The 14,591-nt window shown below is 60.1% G+C and carries 13 protein-coding genes; 7 read left to right on the forward strand and 6 right to left on the reverse strand.

Annotated elements, in window-relative coordinates:
• The first annotated feature begins 102 nt into the window (after nt 1–102).
• From dut to slmA, 4 genes are all read left to right on the forward strand, one after another.
• A complete protein-coding gene (gene dut, locus IE111_RS06465; RefSeq protein WP_189607706.1) occupies nt 103–561 on the forward strand; it encodes a dUTP diphosphatase in 459 nt (152 codons plus the stop codon).
• 126 nt (nt 562–687) lie between these two features.
• Nucleotides 688–3,273, forward strand: coding sequence for a phosphomannomutase/phosphoglucomutase (locus tag IE111_RS24715; protein WP_189607707.1), 2,586 nt, complete (start codon nt 688–690; stop codon nt 3,271–3,273).
• A 65-nt stretch (nt 3,274–3,338) separates the two neighbouring features.
• A complete protein-coding gene (gene argB / locus IE111_RS06475; protein ID WP_189607708.1) occupies nt 3,339–4,247 on the forward strand; it encodes an acetylglutamate kinase in 909 nt (302 codons plus the stop codon).
• On the forward strand, nt 4,244–4,849 hold the full coding sequence (gene slmA, locus IE111_RS06480; RefSeq protein ID WP_189607709.1) for a nucleoid occlusion factor SlmA: 606 nt from the start codon (nt 4,244–4,246) through the stop codon (nt 4,847–4,849). Before argB ends, slmA begins: the two co-directional genes overlap by 4 nt.
• A 248-nt stretch (nt 4,850–5,097) precedes the next feature.
• Here slmA and IE111_RS06485 read toward each other — a convergent pair whose 3' ends face one another.
• Nucleotides 5,098–6,075: a porin gene (locus IE111_RS06485; protein ID WP_189607710.1), complete on the reverse strand. Its 978-nt coding sequence runs from the start codon at nt 6,073–6,075 to the stop codon at nt 5,098–5,100.
• A 183-nt stretch (nt 6,076–6,258) separates the two neighbouring features.
• Between IE111_RS06485 and IE111_RS06490 the strand changes: the two genes are divergently transcribed.
• Complete coding sequence (locus IE111_RS06490) at nt 6,259–7,221, forward strand: GGDEF domain-containing protein (RefSeq protein WP_189607711.1); 963 nt, start codon at nt 6,259–6,261, stop codon at nt 7,219–7,221.
• Between the two features lie 91 nt (nt 7,222–7,312).
• Here the strand turns inward: IE111_RS06490 and IE111_RS06495 are convergent, their stop codons facing one another.
• The 4 genes from IE111_RS06495 to ectA all read right to left on the reverse strand — a co-directional run bounded on the left by IE111_RS06495 (nt 7,313) and on the right by ectA (nt 11,665).
• Nucleotides 7,313–8,212, reverse strand: coding sequence for a tetratricopeptide repeat protein (locus IE111_RS06495; protein WP_189607712.1), 900 nt, complete (start codon nt 8,210–8,212; stop codon nt 7,313–7,315).
• Nucleotides 8,200–9,636, reverse strand: a complete 1,437-nt coding sequence (locus IE111_RS06500) for an aspartate kinase (protein ID WP_189607713.1) — start codon at nt 9,634–9,636, stop codon at nt 8,200–8,202. Before IE111_RS06500 ends, IE111_RS06495 begins: the two co-directional genes overlap by 13 nt.
• A 210-nt stretch (nt 9,637–9,846) precedes the next feature.
• Complete coding sequence (gene ectB / locus IE111_RS06505; protein WP_189607714.1) at nt 9,847–11,124, reverse strand: diaminobutyrate--2-oxoglutarate transaminase; 1,278 nt, start codon at nt 11,122–11,124, stop codon at nt 9,847–9,849.
• A gap of 55 nt (nt 11,125–11,179) precedes the next feature.
• The gene (gene ectA / locus IE111_RS06510) at nt 11,180–11,665 is read right to left on the reverse strand and encodes a diaminobutyrate acetyltransferase (RefSeq protein ID WP_189607715.1); all 486 of its coding nucleotides are present in this window, start codon (nt 11,663–11,665) and stop codon (nt 11,180–11,182) included.
• Nucleotides 11,666–11,962: 297 nt separating this feature from the next.
• On the opposite strand from ectA, the gene IE111_RS06515 reads away from it, so the two are divergent.
• Nucleotides 11,963–12,454 (forward strand): MarR family winged helix-turn-helix transcriptional regulator, encoded by a 492-nt coding sequence (locus tag IE111_RS06515; RefSeq protein WP_189607716.1) that lies wholly within the window; start codon nt 11,963–11,965, stop codon nt 12,452–12,454.
• A gap of 22 nt (nt 12,455–12,476) precedes the next feature.
• Here IE111_RS06515 and IE111_RS06520 read toward each other — a convergent pair whose 3' ends face one another.
• Nucleotides 12,477–13,028 carry a GNAT family N-acetyltransferase gene (locus IE111_RS06520; protein ID WP_189607717.1) on the reverse strand — a complete coding sequence of 184 codons (552 nt, stop codon included), beginning with the start codon at nt 13,026–13,028 and terminating at the stop codon, nt 12,477–12,479.
• Nucleotides 13,029–13,906: 878 nt separating this feature from the next.
• On the opposite strand from IE111_RS06520, the gene IE111_RS06525 reads away from it, so the two are divergent.
• Nucleotides 13,907–14,590 (forward strand): SDR family oxidoreductase, encoded by a 684-nt coding sequence (locus IE111_RS06525; protein WP_189607718.1) that lies wholly within the window; start codon nt 13,907–13,909, stop codon nt 14,588–14,590.
• Nucleotide 14,591 lies beyond the last annotated feature (1 nt).

The raw sequence follows: 14,591 nt of genomic DNA on the forward strand, positions 1-14,591 counted from the left end.
TACACGGCAAGCAGATTTCAGAGACGACTGCGAACTGCTTAGCTAAATACATGCCTGCCCGGTCACAAACCGGACGACACCGATTATTCTCGAGGACCGTTCATGAAAAAGACGTTGAAGATCAAGAAACTCGATGCCCGCCTGGGTGACAGCATTCCCCTGCCGACTTACGGCACCGAGGGTTCGGCCGGTCTCGACCTGCGCGCCTGCCTGGACGCGCCCGAGGTGCTCGAACCCGGCCAGACCAAGCTGATCGGCACCGGCCTGGCGATCCACATCGAAGACCCGGCCTACGCCGCCATGATTCTGCCGCGCTCCGGTCTGGGTCATAAACACGGCATCGTCCTCGGCAACCTGGTCGGTCTGATCGATTCGGACTATCAGGGTGAACTGATGGTTTCCTGCTGGAACCGGGGATACGAGACCTTCACCATCGAACCCGGCGAGCGTCTGGCGCAACTGGTTCTGGTGCCGGTGGTGCAGGCCGATTTCGACTGGGTCGAGGATTTCGACCAGAGCGATCGCGCCGACGGTGGCTTTGGTCATACCGGTCGTCATTGATTCGGGGCTCCGAACGCCTTGGCGGGCGTCCGCTTCATCCGCTAAAGTAGCTACAGTTTTGTCTGAAGTGGCCGCTCACTGACCTCGACACGAGCCCACCCCGCAGCTAATAAAAAGGAAGAGTCCGTGGCGTTTCCTGGCATCAAGAAGAATAAAGCCGCCGGCGAGAAACCGGCCCCGTCGAAATCGAGCCTGTCCGCCAACCGAGGCGTATTCAGTTTCATGCTGATCCCCATCGCCACACTGGTGGTGGCGGTCGCCGGTTCGGCCTGGTGGGTCATCGACAAGACCATCGGTCCGGTCAACCAACGCCACCAGACCGTTCTGGTCGAACAGGTGGCGGAGCAATACGAAGCCTATTTCAACAATGTGCTGTCCCAGCACCAGTCGTTGATCGACCGGCTGGCGAACAGCCAGGAAGTGGTCGAACGGCTGATGCAGAGCAGTCCGTCGGCCCTGGCGGCCACCGAACAACGCATCGCCAGCCAGGTACCCCATGGCCTGGCGGTCCACCTGTTTCCGACGGGTGAAGCCGAGACACAGCCCGAGTCCACCCCGCCGCTCGGCTTTGCCGGCCTCGACATGATTCGACGCACCGAACAAGGCCAGTCGCTGCCCTGGGAAGCGCATCAGGCCGAAGGCCAGCCCTACCTGCATGCCGTGACCGCCGTGCGCAACAATAACGGCACCCTGGTCGGAACGCTCAGCGTCAGCCAGAGCATGGATTATTTGCAACAGGAACTGGCCGGCATCGACGGCAGCCAGGGCAATGTGGTGGTGCGTCAGCAGTTTCAGAACGGTCCGCAGCAGACGCTGCTGACCTATGGCGCCAAGAACAGCAACGACGTCATCACGCTGCGCTCGGACAACCCGAACTGGACCCTGACGTTCCAGCCGTCCGATGAATTGACCCAGTCCACCGTCTTCGCGGCCAGTAGCTTGTGGGCGGCCTTCGGTCTGATTCTGGTTGCCGGGTTGGTCGCCATTGCCTTCGCCGCCCAACGACTGCAGAACGCTCTGCGACATGACGGCAACCTGTTCGCGCGGCATATTCAGCGTCTGATGGCCGGTCAGTCGAGTGAGCCGCAAGCCTACTCGCTGGCGATATTCAATTCCGTGGCCAAGGGCCTCAGTCGCATGCGTATGGGAAAAAACCCGGCACGCGGTTCGGCACCGACGCAACCTCCCGCGTCTACCCGATCCGCCCCGGTCACATCCACGGCGCCGGCCGCTCCGGAAGCCGAAGAAGTGGACGATTTCGACGTCACCATGATGGAAGGCGACAGTGATATCCTGGGAATGGACGCACCGCCATCCCCACCGCCCCAGACCTACACCACAGCGGTCTCACCCGAGATATTCCGGGCCTACGACATTCGCGGCATCATGGGGGAAACGCTCGATGCCGGTGTCGCCCGTCAAATCGGCCTGGCGGTCGGCAGCGAGGCCTACGACCGCGGCGACCAGACAGTCATCGTCGGTCGCGACGGGCGCCTGTCCAGCCCGGAACTGACCAAGGCGTTGATCGCCGGCCTGACCGAGAGCGGCCGCGACGTCATCGACATCGGTGTCGTCCCGACCCCGCTGGCTTACTACGCCACCCAGACGCTGGGCGCCACCTCCTGCGTGATGGTCACCGGCAGTCACAACCCGGGCAACTATAACGGCTTCAAGGTCGTCCTCGGCGGCAATGCCCTGACCGGCGACGAGATCCAGGCGCTGCGCGAGCGCATCGAGAACGAGCAGTTCCTCAGCGGCAGCGGCGGGGTCAGCACCAACGAAATCGTGCCCAACTACATCAATCGCGTGGTCGAGGACGTCAAGGTCGCCCGGCCGATGAAAGTCGTTGTGGACTGCGGCAACGGCGTCGCCGGCGGTGTAGTACCCAAACTGATTAAGTCGCTCGGTTGTCATGTGCTGCCGCTGTACTGCGACATCGACGGCAACTTCCCGAATCACCACCCGGATCCGGGCGATCCGAACAACCTCCAGGACCTGGCGCGCACCGTGGTCGAGACCCGAGCCGACATCGGTCTGGCTTTCGACGGCGACGGCGACCGCATCGGCGTGGTGACCAACAGCGGCAAGATCATCAACGCCGACCGTCTGCTGATGCTGCTCGCCAAGGACATGATCACCCGAAATCCGGGCGCCACCGTCATCTACGACGTCAAATGCAGCCGCCGACTGCACGGTTTGATCGTCGGCTACGGCGGCAAGCCGCTGATGTGGAAAACCGGACATTCGCACATCAAACGCAAAATGAAGGAATCCGGCGCGATGCTGGCCGGCGAGATGAGCGGCCATGTCTTCTACAAGGAGCGCTGGTACGGCTTCGACGACGCCCTCTACACGGCCGCCCGCCTGCTGGAGATCGTCTCGGCCAAGAGCGACAGCCTGGATGCCCTGTTCGGCGCCTTCCCGGAAGACATGTCGACCCCGGAACTGGCCATCGCCACGCCGGAGGACCGCAAATTCAGCATCATCGAGCGGCTGCAGCGGGAGTCACGCTTCGAGGGCGGCAAGATCACCGACATCGACGGCGTGCGCGTCGATTTCCCGGACGGCTGGGGTCTGGTGCGGGCTTCGAATACCAGCCCCAAACTGGTGTGTCGCTTCGAGGCGGACACGGATCACGCCCTCAATCGCATCCAGGCGGAGTTCCGGTCCCAGCTTCAGGCCGTTGACAGCCAGCTACAGATTCCCTTTTAATCCCGGCGCCCGACGGGGCTGGCGTTCGCGGCCACCCCGTCCCTTCCCGAACTAAGGACCGAACCATGCCCATCGATCGCACATCCGCACTGAACTTCGTCAATGTCCTGCACGAAGCGCTGCCCTACCTGCAGAAGTTCCAGGGCTCGACCGTGGTGATCAAGTACGGTGGCAACGCCATGGTCGACGAGACCCTGAAAGCGAGTTTCGCGCGCGACATCGTTCTGTTGAAGACGGTCGGTTTCAATCCGGTCGTAGTGCACGGCGGCGGCCCACAGATCGGCGAATTGCTGACCAAGCTGAACATCGAAAGCCGCTTCGAGGGCGGCATGCGGGTCACCACCAGCGAGACCATGGACGTGGTGGAGATGGTCCTCGGCGGCCTGGTCAACAAGGAGATCGTCAACCTGATCAACCAGGCCGGCGGCGAAGCCTTCGGCATTACCGGCAAGGACGGTCACACCATCCAGGCCCGGCAGTTGAAGGTGACCCGGAAGACACCGGACCTGGAGAAATCCGAAATCATCGACATCGGCCATGTCGGCGAAGTCGAGAAGGTCGACACCCGCTTGATCAAGTTGATGGCCGAAGGCGGCTATATCCCGGTGGTGGCGCCGATCGGTGTGGGCTCGGACGGGGCGTCCTACAACATCAACGCCGACCTGGTGGCCGGCAAGCTGGCCGAGGTGCTGGGCGCCGAGAAACTGATCCTGCTGACCAACATCAGCGGTTTGCAGGACAAGGACGGCCAGGTGCTGACCGGCCTGACCACCGAGCAGGTCGACGCCCTGATCGCGGACGGCACCATCCACGGCGGCATGCTGCCCAAGATCCAGTGCGCGCTGGACGCCATCCACAACGGCGTGAACAGCGCGCACATCATCGACGGCCGGGTGGCGCACGCGACCCTGCTGGAAATCTTCTCGGACGAGGGCGTCGGCACCCTGATCAGTAACCAAGTGGAAGGACTATGACCGAAAGTACCCCGACGGCGACGTTGTCCCGCCGCGACCAGATCCTGCAGGCCCTGGCCCATATGCTGGAAACCAGCCCGGGCCAGACGATCACGACGGCTCGGCTGGCAAAGGCGGTGGGTGTTTCCGAGGCGGCGCTGTACCGCCATTTCCCGAGCAAGGCGAAGATGTTCGAGGGTTTGATCGAGTTCATCGAGGACACGCTGTTTTCCCGGGTGAACCGGATTCTGCAGGAGGAGCAGAGTGCGGTACCGCGTGTCGAAGCGGTGCTGACGCTGCTGCTGGCGTTCGCGGAGCGCAATCCGGGCATGTGCCGGATTCTGATCGGCGATGCGCTGGCCGGCGAGGTGGAGCGACTGCGCTCGCGTGTGGCGCAGGTGTTCGATCGGCTGGAGACGCAGATCAAGCAGATCATCCGCGAGGCGGAGATTCGAGAGGGGATCCGCACCACGGTGACCTCGACCCAGGCGGCGAACCTGCTATTGGCGGCGGCCGAGGGGAAGATCAATCAGTTCGTACGCAGCGAGTTCAAACGCAAGCCCACGGATGACTGGAAAACCCAGTGGGACGTGCTGACCCAGGCGGTCTTTCGTCGGGACTGAGGTAGAAATGTTTCAGTGCCTGTGGTCCGCATCGGGAACCGGGTATTGAGTAGGTTGGATTAGCCGTAGGCGTAATCCAACAACAAAGTGGCACAGTCATTACTCGGCCTCATTTTGTTGGATTACGCTTCGCTAATCCAACCTACTGGACTACCCGGCTCCCGATGCTCGCTGTAGGGTGGGTCGGTACGTCTGGTCCGGCACCCCGGTTTCGGCTGCCCACCATCGGACCAACCACTTCATCAATCCTAAAACTTAATCCTCAACCCACCCCCGAACCGGGTCACATTCCCCTCACTCTCCTCGGGTAAAAACACCTCCCCGAAACTGTAACTGCTCACCTGGTTGCTGAATTGAATCTCATGCACGGCGGAAAAATACGTCTGGGTCTCATCGATGGTATCGGCGTCGTTTTCCTGCTGGGCATAGCCGCCGGAGACACGCAACCGGGTCGGCCAGCGGGTGACGTCCAGCGGCATTTTGGCGAAGCCGAGGAAACTGGTGCCATTGAGGTCCTGGTCGGAGTTGCCGGCCATTTGCAGCAGGCCGCCGAGGGTGATCTCGCCGAGGTCGTATTCGCCGACCAGACGGAACACCTGGGTGTCTTCGGCGGCACCGTTGACTTCGAAGCCGGCGCTGGCGCGGAAACTCGGCTGTTCGACGTTGGCGGCGACGGAGAAGCCGGTGTCGCCGTCGGGGTTCTGGGCGGGGAGGATGGCGCCGTCGAAGCTTAGACCGCCTTGGAGGTCGTTGCTGGTGTAGTTCAAACCGGTGTTGTAGCCGGTACCGGTGGGCAGGAACGCATTCGGTGTCAGCATGCCGCCGCCCAGAATCAGCGCATGGCTGGTCGGTTCGTCTTCCATCAGGTTGTAATAGGAGCGCGTTTTGGAAACCGGTGTTGGCCCGCCAAACAGGCGCAGGGTGCCGAAATCACCTTGCACCCCGACATGGCCTTGCAGCGCGAACGGGAAGGCGCCGTTGTTCAGGTCGACAATGTCGGCGTAGTAGCGGCTGTCGAAAACGGCGGTTACCTCGGGCGTGATGGGCGTATCGCCCTTGAAGCCGAAGTAACTGCGGTCGGCGTCGAGCTCGAGGCTGGCACCGGGGTCGGTGTTTTCGACGTAGACCATACCGTCGGCAACGCCGTAGATGGTGGTGCGAGCGTCGGCCGTGGCGCTCAGGCCGGACGCGATCGCGATGGCGGTCATCAGACGTGTGGTGTGCATAAGCCCTCCTCTTTTGATCGGGGCAGTGTAGTGCCAGAACCTTGGGCGTGTCTGCGACACAGGGCACATGTCGATTATCGTCGAAGCCGCTCATCCGCTATACTGACGGACGCGGTATCAACATTCGCGGGGATCGTTCGCTGTCTCCCTCGGTTTCGCTCACTAACCGACACCGACACTTCTATGGATACCTGGATACGCCATTACCGGCAATTGCCGGACACGCGCCAGCGCGAGGTGTTTTTCAACGCGCTGGTACAGCACTACACCGACCTCTTCGATGCCACCGAAGTCGGGTTCCTGTTACTCGACGAATCGCTCCACGTCTTATCGAGCAATGCCCTGGCCGCCGATCTGCTCGGTCATACCCCGGCCACGGGTCAGCAGATCCCCCGGCCGGGTGATTTGTTCGAGTTGGACGAGGACCATGAGGACAGCGATTGCGTCATCACCCGCGCCCTGGAGGAGCAACGTCCCTGCCAGACGGAGTTGACCGTGCGTCGCAACGGGGAGCTGCACTGGTTGCGGCTGACGGCCATTTCGGTCGCGATGCTCGACAGCCGCCAGGTTCTGATGATGGTGCAGGACATTTCGGCCGAGAAGCGTCTCGAGGCCGATGTGGAGGCCAAGCAGCAACAGCTGGACAAGGCGCGCACCCGCGATGCCCTGACCGGTCTGCACAACCGACGTTACATCCTTGAGGAACTGGACCACCTCAATGCCAAGGCGAAACGCTACGGCACTCCGTTTTCCATTTGCCTGATCGATCTGGATCATTTCAAGAGCGTGAATGACACCTACGGCCACGACATTGCCGATGAAGTATTGCAGTGCCTGGCAAACCTGATTCAGGACGAGCTGCGCGATGCGGACATCACCGCCCGCTACGGCGAGGAGGAGTTTATGGTGCTGCTGCCGGAAACCGGCGTCGAAGACGCGGTGCACACCATCAACCGCTTACGCCAGCGTTTTACGGAATCCCGGGTGCCGGGCATCAACCGCTCGTTGACGCTGAGCGCCGGTGTCATGCAGTGGGAGGCGGGGTTGTCGCGCGAGCAACTGGTGTTCAAGACCGACCAGCGCCTGGCCATGGCCAAGTACGCCGGCCGCAATCAGGTATGCGGTGATATCGACGAAACGGAGTAAGCCTGGATCGGGTGCGGTGCCACCGCTTTGGTGCCTGAGTCACGTTGGGTGCCAATGGCCCGTGCCCACCCTACGTCGGTTTGGTGCCGACTCAGGAATCGGACGTCAGGGCCCGGAACTCGTTCATTCGGCGCAGGCTCTTGAAGGAGTCGTCGGACTTGGCTTCCTCGCGGTACGAAGGCGCGACGCCGATCGCCTTTTCCAGGAATTCGAGCGCGACCGTGGGTTCGTTGCGTTGCGCGTAGGCACAGGCCATCTGGTAGTAGGCGTGGCCGTGTTCGGGGTCGATCGCCAACGCCTGTTCGCTGAGGTTGATCGCCCACTTGGTCTCGTCCAGTTCCAGCGCGGCGTCGGCCTTGTAGGTCAGCGCTTCGGTGTCGAAGGGCCGCAGGGTGAGGATGTGATCGTAAATCTGGATCTTCGCCTGGGGGCTGGCTTCCTGGCTGGCACGCAACCACAGCGAGTGAATCTCGTTGGTTTTCTCGATCTCCTCGCGGTTCTCCTCGATCACCGCCGTCTTTTCTTTCAGGTTTTTCTCCAGCGCCTTGAGTCGCTTCTCGTAAGAGGACACCAGTTTGGTCACCTCGCGGTCGGCATAGGTGTGCGCCTTTTCCTTGATGTCGCGAATGTTGGCGTAACCAATGACAACCAGCAATGAGGTCACACCGGCGATGAGATAGAAGAAATAGGTGACGGTGTCGATCGAATAGGTGACGGACTGAGTCGCCAATTCCAGCTGTTTGGCGTTCAGTTTGTCCGAATACTCGACCCGGAAGTTCATCATGTCCTGACGCAGCGTCTTGATTTCGTCGAGCATATAGCGCTCGATAAACGGGCTGTACATCGGTTCGTCGAGCCGTTCGACGGTTTCGGCGATGTCGTCGTCGGTGTAGGTGTCGGCAGCGGTGGGGGTGTTGGAGGTGGTTTCGGGTTGCTCGCCCCAGGCCGGGGCGAGCAACAACATCAGTATCAGCCCGATCAGGCTACGCATGTACTTTTATCCTGTATGGCGGGTTCGATCAACGCACTGTGCAGCGTGCGAATCGCTGCTTCGTACTGATCGTCCTCAACCACAACACGGATGTCAACCTGACGCATGCCCTGGTGAATGGCCAATACACTGATTTTGTTGTCCGCCAGCGCGGTGCTGAGACGGGCCAGGATACCCGGCACGTTCATATCGCTGCCGATGGCGGAGACCATGGCGATCTTGCGGCTGGAGATGTCGGCACCCGGATAGTACCGCTCCAGTCGGCTCTTGATGCGGCGGATCACCTTCAGGCCGGTGTCCAGATAGAGCGTTACGGTGTTGGCGTTGTGCTCTTTCGCCAGCAGCGGCACGTCGAAATCCTGCACCAGTTTCTGGATTTCAAGGAAGTGGTTCGGCTCGCCGACGATGTCCTGGTCAAACACATCGATCGCGAAGATGTGCGGCTTGCCGGCGACAATCTCGACCGCTGGCTCTTCGCTGCGGTAGTCGTTGTCGATCAGGGTGCCGTCATGGTTCGGCTCGAAGGTGTTCTTCACACGCAGTGAAATGCCCTTCTGGCGCAGACCCTTGGCGGCTTTCGGGTGGATGGCTTCCATCCCGATCAGCGACAGCTGGTCGGCCACGTCATAGTTGGTGCGGCCGATCGGCTTGACCTTGTCGTCGCCGACGACCTTCGGGTCCGCCGTGGACAGGTGGTATTCCTTGTGGATCACGGCTTCGCGGGCGTCGGTCAGTTCGGCGATCTTGCTGAAGGTGATCTCGCTGTAGCCCCGGTCGAAGGTTTTCATCAAACCTTCCTTGCACTGGGTGTAGCCGGTCACGATCGGCATTTCCTGGCTCAGGTCGAACTTGCTGAAGATGCGGTGGATCTTTTCGTCCATCAACAGGTTGTCCGGCTCACGCCAGCCGGTCAGGTCGACAAAGCGGGCGTTAATGCCTTCGGCCTGCAACAGCAGGGCGGTGTTGAACGCACTGTGGGCTTCACCCACACCGGCCAGCATTTCGCGGACGGTGGCCAGGTGCTCTTCGATCTGGAAGTGGCCGTAGGAGCAAACGCGCTGCAGGTCGAGCAGACAGGAGCGGATGCCTTCCATCCGTTCGGTGATGAACTGGTCGGCCTGTTTGCGGGTGTGCGGCAGCTCGAACATCTCGGCGTTGACGTCGCGCATCGCCTTGGCCGCATCGGTCAGACGTTCGCTCCACTGCCAGTCGGAGTCGTTGTTGGCGAACAGGGCGTAGACACCCGGTTCCTTGGTTTTCTTGTGCTCAAGCAGCAGGTTGGTGATGCCGCCATAGGCGGAAACCACGAAAATGCGTTGATAGAGATCTTTCGGATCCCGGTGGACCTGCACGATGTTGTCGCGCACGGCCGCGAAGTCGCTCATTGACGTACCGCCAATTTTCTCGACTGTATGTTCCGCCATCTGGTTAAACCTCCTTCGGCGCTGAGCGTTATTGAAACCGCCGGTGGCGAAACCGGCGTGGCATCAGGCCTGACTGTAAAAAGTGTGACTTGCGGTCATGAAACCGACTTCGGGCGATGACTGCGCTCACCCACCGCTCGAAGCCGCTCTCGGGCATACCAAGGCCCGCCCGGACGGGCGGGCCTTGACTTCAGGTCAGTTCGAGCTGACTCAGCTGGCCTTGGCCTTGGATTCGGGCATCACCTTGGCAAAGGCGTTTTCGAGAATATCGATGCCCTTGTTCAGGTCTTCAACCGGAATGGTCAGCGGACACAAACACTTTACAACTTCGTCCCACGGACCACTGGTTTCGATGATCAGGCCATTGGCGAAGGCTTCTTTACAGATCTTCTCGGCGATGTCGCCGTCCGGCGTGCCGATGCCGCGCATCATGCCACGACCTTTCAGCACCAACTGGTCTTCACCGAAACGCTTGATGATGTCACCGAACCGCTTCTCGATGATCTCGGCGCGCTTGGCGATTTCCTGTTCGAACGCCTTGTCCTGCCAGTACTCTTCCAGGGCAACCCGGGCGGTAACGAAAGCCAGGTTGTTGCCACGGAAGGTGCCGTTGTGCTCGCCCGGCTTCCACTGGTCCAGTTCAGGACGCATCAGAGTGACGGCGAACGGCAGGCCGTAGCCGCTCAGCGATTTGGACAGGGTGACGATGTCCGGGCTGATGCCGGCCGGCTCGAAGCTGAAGAAGGTGCCGGTACGGCCACAGCCAGCCTGGATGTCGTCGACGATGAACAGCATGTCGTGCTTGCGGCACAGGGCTTCCAGCTCTTTCAGCCAGTCCAGGCGCGCGGCGTTCAGACCGCCTTCACCCTGGACGGTTTCGACAATGACACCGGCCGGGACTTCGACGCCGCTGCCCGGATCGGTCAGCATCTGGTCCAGCAGTTTCAGGCCCATGAAATCGTCGCCGGCGTCACCGTAACCGTCGTAAGGGATACGCGTAACATTGTCCAGTGACACACCGGCACCGCCGCGCTGACCCTTGTTGCCGGTCGCCGCCTGGGCGCCGAGGGTGCAGCCGTGATAGCCATTGGTGAAGGAGACGATGCCGCTGCGGCCTTTGGCCTTACGAGCGATCTTCAGCGCCACTTCAACGGCGTTGGTGCCGGTCGGACCGGTGAACTGGACTTTATAGTCCATGCCGCGCGGTTCCATGATGATGCTCTTGAACGCCTTCAGGAAACGCTCTTTGGCATCGGTGAACATGTCCAGACCATGGGTGACACCGTCGTTCTGGATGTAGTCGATCAACGGCTGCTTGAGCAGGTCGTTGTTGTGGCCATAGTTCAAGGTGCCGGCACCGGCCAGGAAGTCGATGTAGGAATCGCCTTCCTTGTTCACCAGACGCGCGTTCTTGGCGGTGGTGAAGACTGTCGGGAACGACCGGCAATAGGAACGAACTTGAGATTCTACTTCGTTAAAAATGTCCATCTGTGCTCTCCAAATGATTGATTCTGTATGAATGCGTGTCTGAATCGGCCCAACTTCAACGGCGTATGGGGCCGATCCGGTACAGTTCTTCGGATTCGTGGCGGCCACCGAAATGAGAATCCTTATCAAAAAGGACGCTGATGTCCAGTTCGGCTTCCCATTCACGGGCCAACGCCTTGAATAAACGTTGCGACGGCTCGTTGTCCGGCGTGATGGTGGTTTCGAGATAAGCCACGTCGGCCATTTCGTCGCGCGCCATCAGGCTTTGAATCATGCGCTTGGCCAGGCCCTGTCCCCGTGCCTTCTCGCCGACCACGACCTGCCACAGGAAGTAGGTGTCGCCGGCACCGGGCTTGCGGTAGCCGGACACGAAGCCCACCAGCTCGCCATCCGCCTCGGCGGCGATGGCGGTATCGCCGAAGTGGCTCGTCTGCAGCAGGTTGCAGTACAGCGAGTTCGTGTCCAGCGGCGGGCTGTTCTCCACCAGCTGGTGGACGGCCAGGCCGTCCTCGGATCTGGGTTTTCTCAGTGTGATGTCCATTCTGTATTCATCACCTCGTTTCACGGCCCGGATCACGGGCTTATTTAGGCTTTAGTTCTTCATCTAATCTTTCGATGGCTAAAGATTTTAACACAAGTCTGAGCGAAGAATGCAAGTCCTGGCCGGATTTTGCCGCTGCGAACCTTTAGGCTTCGAAATTTTTACTTGCGATAGACCGCCTTATGACGCTAATCTAGATAGGGTTTCGAAATGGTTTCATTAGAGGACGAACCTTTTGTCATGCGATATAATCTGGCGCTAATGGGGGACAGTACCCAGCTGGTAAAGGATCAGACGATGAAACGAGTGGATGAAGTATTGGTGTCGTTGCGCCGGATCATCCGCGCTACCGATATTCATTCGAAGAAACTGAGCAAGCACAGCGGTCTGACATCACCCCAGCTGTTGATCCTGATGGCGATCGACAAGCTGGGCGACGTGACCATTGGTACCGTCGCCAAGGACGTGAACCTGAGTCAGGCCACCGTGACCACCATTCTGGACCGGCTCGAGAAGCGCGGCCTGGTGCAGCGGGTGCGCAGTGAAGTGGATCGTCGGCGCGTTCACGCCAAATTGACGGACGAGGGCCAGAAGATCGTCGAAGACGCTCCCAGCCCCCTGCAGGAGAGTTTTGTCGAGAAATTCGACACCTTGCCGGAATGGGAACAAACGATGATTCTGTCATCGCTGCAGAAACTGGCGGAACTGATGCAGGCATCGGACATCGATGCGGCCCCTGTGCTGCACGTTGGCGATGTGACGCATCATTACACCAACTCCCAGAACTGAGACCGCCCCACACCGCGCGACGCTACGTCCTCCCCGCCTCCCAGGTCGCGCGGTCCAGCACATACAGCACGCCCATGTCATCGTAGAACCGGTCCGTCCGCTCCAGGAACCGCATGCCGATGCGCTCCATCACCTTGAGCGAAGGCGTGTTCTCGGGGTCTGCGATGGCGTAGAAATACGGCAGGTTCAGAGTCTCGAAGGCGTAATCGCGGATGGCTAGGGCCGCCTCCGTCGCCAACCCCCGCCCCCAGTATGGCCGGGCCAGATGCCAACCGATCTCGATGTGCTCCGACAATTCGCCTCCGCTGTAGGGCAGGGCTTTCAGCAATAGAATGCCTGCAAAGGCGTTGTCGTCTTTCATTCGAATCGGAAATACACCGGAACCCGGCGTATGGGCCTCCCACAGCGGCGGCCGATCCTTGAACAGACGCTTCATTTCGTCATAACCGGGCTGCTCTGACCATCCTAGGTACTGCCACATTTCGGGGGACTCGTAGATCGCCCAGTGCTCGTCCAGATCCCGCTCGGGTTCATAGGCTGTTATAAAACAGCGTTCGGTTTCGATAGATTGCATCTGGGCATCCTCACAATCGGGTAGTCAATGTGACACACAGTGTAAACCATTGCATACGCCTGAGGCAGCTTCAGGTCTGAACCAGTGAGGAAGCCGTCCCGTCCCAATCGGACTCTGCGTTCCCGGAACGCTCAAAATTCGATCACCGAACGCCTCTATGGCGCTGTTTTGCGCTCGGTAACGCCCTGTGGTTTTTTGTAATCGCCGCTTTCAATCCGTCATCGCTGGTCTACCTTGACTATTGAAGCTGTGGGACGTGCAACCCTTGCTTCACCTGTGATGGGGGCAACCCCAACGTGGGCGGTTGGGCTGGCTGCTGCTCGGTTTCACTGAGTGGCACCCACCGCCCCAAATTTTACCCTTCTGTTGTATTTCCTGTTTCTACTGTGGCCGTGGGCTGTAATGTGCCCTGGTTGTGCGGTGGCTCGGCTGTATGGGTTGCTTGTCGCCCGTGAATGAGGCCGGGCATGCTCCTTCCGGGGCCGCTGTGAACCCATCCATGGGCGCTTAGCTTCGACTTCCATGTCTCAGATACCCCTCCACGAGCATACCCGACCTCTCTCACTATTCATTTTGCCACCGATTAACCACCTAACTCGCATCGTTCAATATGAATGGGTTTGGAGTACTAGCACCAAGGACAGTGTCGGTGCCTGGGATGCTCGTGGAGGGACATCGGCAGCATGGATGCTGCCGTTAAGCCCCCATGGATGGGTTCACGGCGGTCCCGGAAGGAGCATCACAGGCCTCAAACACGGACGCATGGCATCCAAGCTATCCCAGCCAAGGTCAACCCAGGCAACCGAGCAATTGAGAGGCACAATTCGACCCTAACTTTGTAAACTGGAGGCACAAAGCAATCTGGAAAGGAGGAAAATATGAAAACGGTTTTGATTACCGGAGCCAACCGGGGCATAGGGTTGGCGATGGTGCAACAGGCGTTGGAGGCCGGAGACGAGGTGATTGCGACCTGCCGTCGTCCGGAGGAAGCGGAACGCATCCTTCCACAGCACGAACGATTGCGTTGGGTCGCGCTGGATGTGACCGACGAAACCTCCATCGCCGCCCTAGCCAAGCAACTGGATGACATCGGGGTGGATGTATTGATCAACAACGCCGGGACCTATGGCCCCAAAGGCGTGCCGCTGGGCGAGGTGGAAGCGGAGCCCTGGCTGGAGGTGTTCCGGACCAACACCATCGGGCCCTTGTTGGTGACTCAGGCCATGTTGCCGGCTCTGCGGCGCGGCTCGGAGCGAAAAATCGCCTTTGTCAGCTCCAAGGTCGGTTCCATCGACGACAACGGTTCCGGCGGCAGTTACCTGTACCGCAGTTCCAAGACGGCGTTGAACCAGGTGATGAAGAGTGTGTCGGTGGACCTGTCCGAGGAAGGCTTTGTCGTGCTGGCGCTGCACCCCGGCTGGGTGCAGACTCGGATGGGTGGACCGAATGCCCTGATCGATACCGATACCAGTGCCCGTGGCCTGCTCCGGGTGATTCAGGATTCGACACCGGAGCAGAGCGGGCGGTTTTTCAATTACGACGGCTCGACCATTCCCTGGTAAG

This window comes from Saccharospirillum salsuginis (genome assembly GCF_014651855.1).
In the GTDB taxonomy this organism is placed as follows: domain Bacteria; phylum Pseudomonadota; class Gammaproteobacteria; order Pseudomonadales; family Natronospirillaceae; genus Saccharospirillum; species Saccharospirillum salsuginis.

Coding starts and splice junctions, on each gene's coding strand:
- dut (WP_189607706.1), top strand. CDS start 103: ATGAAAAAGACGTTGAAGATCAAGAAACTCGATGCCCGCCTGGGTGAC.
- argB (WP_189607708.1), top strand. CDS start 3,339: ATGCCCATCGATCGCACATCCGCACTGAACTTCGTCAATGTCCTGCAC.
- slmA (WP_189607709.1), top strand. CDS start 4,244: ATGACCGAAAGTACCCCGACGGCGACGTTGTCCCGCCGCGACCAGATC.
- IE111_RS06485 (WP_189607710.1), bottom strand. CDS start 6,075: ATGCACACCACACGTCTGATGACCGCCATCGCGATCGCGTCCGGCCTG.
- IE111_RS06490 (WP_189607711.1), top strand. CDS start 6,259: ATGGATACCTGGATACGCCATTACCGGCAATTGCCGGACACGCGCCAG.
- IE111_RS06495 (WP_189607712.1), bottom strand. CDS start 8,212: ATGCGTAGCCTGATCGGGCTGATACTGATGTTGTTGCTCGCCCCGGCC.
- IE111_RS06500 (WP_189607713.1), bottom strand. CDS start 9,636: ATGGCGGAACATACAGTCGAGAAAATTGGCGGTACGTCAATGAGCGAC.
- ectB (WP_189607714.1), bottom strand. CDS start 11,124: ATGGACATTTTTAACGAAGTAGAATCTCAAGTTCGTTCCTATTGCCGG.
- ectA (WP_189607715.1), bottom strand. CDS start 11,665: ATGGACATCACACTGAGAAAACCCAGATCCGAGGACGGCCTGGCCGTC.
- IE111_RS06515 (WP_189607716.1), top strand. CDS start 11,963: ATGAAACGAGTGGATGAAGTATTGGTGTCGTTGCGCCGGATCATCCGC.
- IE111_RS06520 (WP_189607717.1), bottom strand. CDS start 13,028: ATGCAATCTATCGAAACCGAACGCTGTTTTATAACAGCCTATGAACCC.
- IE111_RS06525 (WP_189607718.1), top strand. CDS start 13,907: ATGAAAACGGTTTTGATTACCGGAGCCAACCGGGGCATAGGGTTGGCG.